This window comes from Mesorhizobium sp. M7A.F.Ca.US.005.03.2.1 (genome assembly GCF_003997795.1).
Lineage (GTDB): Bacteria > Pseudomonadota > Alphaproteobacteria > Rhizobiales > Rhizobiaceae > Mesorhizobium > Mesorhizobium ciceri.
This window is the reverse complement of sequence record NZ_RZRP01000819.1, coordinates 1-2,792: the sequence shown is the minus strand read 5'-3', so window position 1 is coordinate 2,792 and position 2,792 is coordinate 1. Positions and strand designations below refer to the sequence as shown.

Annotated in this window: 3 protein-coding genes; 1 reads left to right on the top strand and 2 read right to left on the bottom strand. The window is 59.7% G+C overall.

From position 1 onward, the window contains the following. Positions 1–390: 390 nt before the first annotated feature. Together EN991_RS30850 and EN991_RS30845 are read right to left on the bottom strand one after the other, a co-directional pair. Positions 391–675 (bottom strand): hypothetical protein, encoded by a 285-nt coding sequence (locus tag EN991_RS30850; protein WP_027161872.1) that lies wholly within the window; start codon positions 673–675, stop codon positions 391–393. A 111-nt stretch (positions 676–786) separates the two neighbouring features. After that, a complete protein-coding gene (locus EN991_RS30845; protein ID WP_013525118.1) occupies positions 787–1,035 on the bottom strand; it encodes a hypothetical protein in 249 nt (82 codons plus the stop codon). 278 nt (positions 1,036–1,313) lie between these two features. Between EN991_RS30845 and EN991_RS30840 the strand changes: the two genes are divergently transcribed. Next, positions 1,314–2,792, top strand: a 1,479-nt coding sequence (locus EN991_RS30840) for a GAF domain-containing protein (RefSeq protein ID WP_127370169.1), incomplete at its 3' end; no start/stop codon positions are given.

Sequence of the window (2,792 nt, the reverse complement as noted above, 5' to 3'; positions counted from 1 at the left end):
CTAATCGTCACCTTCCGAGCGGTTGGCGAGAAAGCAGTTCTAGCTCATCCTCATCCGTGACCCCAGCCTGGTAGTAAGCCAGAATACGTGATGCGCGCCGCTCCTTCTCGGTTGCGGTTTCGTTTTTGATTTTGCTGCGTGCGAAGACGCGACTGAGCAGGGCAAGTTCTGATGGGGTGAAGGCGTCTCTATGCATCGCATCTCAACTCCCGCGCGCCCGTCTCGAGAGCGTCGAGGTGGGCTGAAGCCGTGTTGCAGCCTCTGCGCGTCTTTCGGAGATTAAACAAAAAGGCTGTCCGCACCAGCCAGAAACGGTCTTTTTCGGGTCACGGCGTGATCTGCCCGGCGGCCGCAACATCTGGCTCGATGGCGACAGCGGAGAAACCGGCTTCAACCCGATCGCAAGACGCCTGGCTCCTCTGTTTCCTTGAACTCTTCCGTATCCCTGGGCGCGGCGACCAGATCCTGGAATCCGAGAGTGGCGACGAGATAGCCTGCTTCGTCGTAAACCTTCGTCACCCAACTGGTCGGGTCCACGCCATCGACAATTCCGTCGAGCATGGCCTCCTTGGCTGCACGCTTCGCCTCTCTGACAGCCTCATCTCGATCAGCCATATCGGCAAAGATTGCAGGCTGGGCCATGCCTTCGATAAACTCGAAGCGAAATTTCGGCATCGGTCGCTCCAGTCATTGTGCCAGCGCATCGGACATTTCTGGCAGGTTTGACGCTCAACGCGGCGGTGTCGAAAAGGATGCAGCGGGTTGATTGCGCTTGATCATCAAACCTCAGGCAGCATTGCTGCCTCCCATCTCCCAGTCGCCTTGCCAACGTGCGCGCACGGCGATCATCAGTGTGGCCGCTTCCGTCATTCCTGTTTCAAACAACCTGATCAGCTCTCTCGCTACGGCGTTGGCCGCCGCCGTGTCGGGCAAGATAGCAAATTCCTGGCACAGCGCGTCGAACGCGTCGCGAAGGATGTTCAGGTCACTGGGGTAGAGAGCTTCCGTATTCGTGCGGGTTGGTCGGCTAAGCATCAGGCGCTCCTATTCGGCTACAGTGGGATTGCTCCCAAGCAGCGGCGCCCGTTACACAGCCGCTGACAATGGCTTTATGCGGCACAGCCCAGCAGGTGTCATTAAACTATGATGCACGGCGCGTCGTTCGCCCGTTGAGGGCGCATATGGAGTTGTCCTTGGCTGTCGTGACGCAAGTTTCTTCGCAATGCGTCGGCGGCCTAGCCCCGACCTGTTGTCCGGCGCCTGGAACTCTTCGCGACTGACGGCATTATCTAGTCCGACCAACCGGGGGCGAAATGGGAGTCACGTCACGCGAACGTTCGTCTGAAGTGCAGCGCTTCCAGCTTCTGGCGGGGTTGGGTGACAGGATTCGGGAGATCGATGATCCTGCCGAACTGGCATTTGCGGCAGCGGAATTGCTTGGGAAGCATTTTGGCATCAGTCGAGCCGGATATGGCACGATCGATCTCGAGAAAGAAACGATAGTCATCGACAGAGACTGGAACGCGCCGGGAATCCGAAGTCTGGCCGGAACTCTGAACTTCAGGGACTACGGCTCCTATGTCGATGATTTGAAACGAGGCGAGACGGTCGTCTTCGAGAATGCCGAGACAGACCCGCGAACCCACGACCATGCCGAGGCTCTCAAAGCAATCAGCGCCCAATCCGTCATCAACATGCCGGTTACGGAGCGCGGCGGGTTGGTTGCGTTATTGTACCTCAATCACTCCGAGCCAAGACACTGGACGCCGGCCGAGGTTGCTCTGGTTTCGGAAGTGGCTGACCGGACGCGCACCGCAATTGAACGGCTTCGTGCGGAGAAGGCCCTGCGTGAAAATGCCGAGCGCCTGGCCTTTCTGGATCGCCTCGGCAGAGAGATATCCCCGGCGACAGATGCCGACGCTGTCATGGAGGTCACCACCCGTCTACTTGGCGAACATCTAGGCGTTTCGATTTGCGCCTACGCTGACATGGAGCCGGACCAGGACCACTTCACCATTCGCGGCGACTGGAGCGCTCCTGGCTCGCCTAGCATCAGGGGGTACTACAGTCTTGCCGATTTCGGTCGCCTCGCTGTTGGCAATCTGACCGCCAATCGGCCGCTCGTCATCAACAACAATCTCGAGGAAATTGCGCCCGAGGAAGCAAAGACCTTTCAGGATATCGGCATAACGGCAACGATCTGCATGCCCTTGGTCAAGCAAGGCCGGCTGGCTGCGCTAATGGCCGTTCACGACACGCAGCGCCGCGTCTGGTCGCAGCGCGAACTGTCCTTGCTGGCGGAGGTGACAGAGCGGTCATGGGCTCACATCGAGCGCGTCCGCTCGGAACAGGCTGCCCGAGCGAGCGAGGAGCGGCTAAGGCTAGCGACCGATGCAGCCGCTATCGGAACGTGGGACTATGATCCCATCACAAGGGTGCTGCGTTGGGACGACCGATGCAAAGCTCTCTTCGGTCTGCCACCTGAGGCGGAGGTGACATATGAGAGCGCGTTCCTGGCCGGTCTCCATCCAGAAGACCGTGAACGGGCGGATGAGGCCGTACGCCGGGCGCTCGCGCCGGGCGAGTCTTCCCGCTACGACATCGAATATCGGACGATCGGGCTGCGCGACGGAAAGGAGCGTTGGATAGCTGCAACGGGCGAATCTCTTTTCCGGTCCGGACGCGCGGTGCGTTTCATCGGCACCGTCATGGATATTACCGCGCGAAAGCGGGTGGAGAACCAGCTTCAGATGATGAATGCGACTGCCGCCGCCGTGGCAGCCGAGCTGGAC

Excerpts from the sequence above, each read along its gene's own strand:
- EN991_RS30850 (WP_027161872.1), bottom strand. The coding sequence starts at position 675 with ATGCCGAAATTTCGCTTCGAGTTTATCGAAGGCATGGCCCAGCCTGCA.
- EN991_RS30845 (WP_013525118.1), bottom strand. The coding sequence starts at position 1,035 with ATGCTTAGCCGACCAACCCGCACGAATACGGAAGCTCTCTACCCCAGT.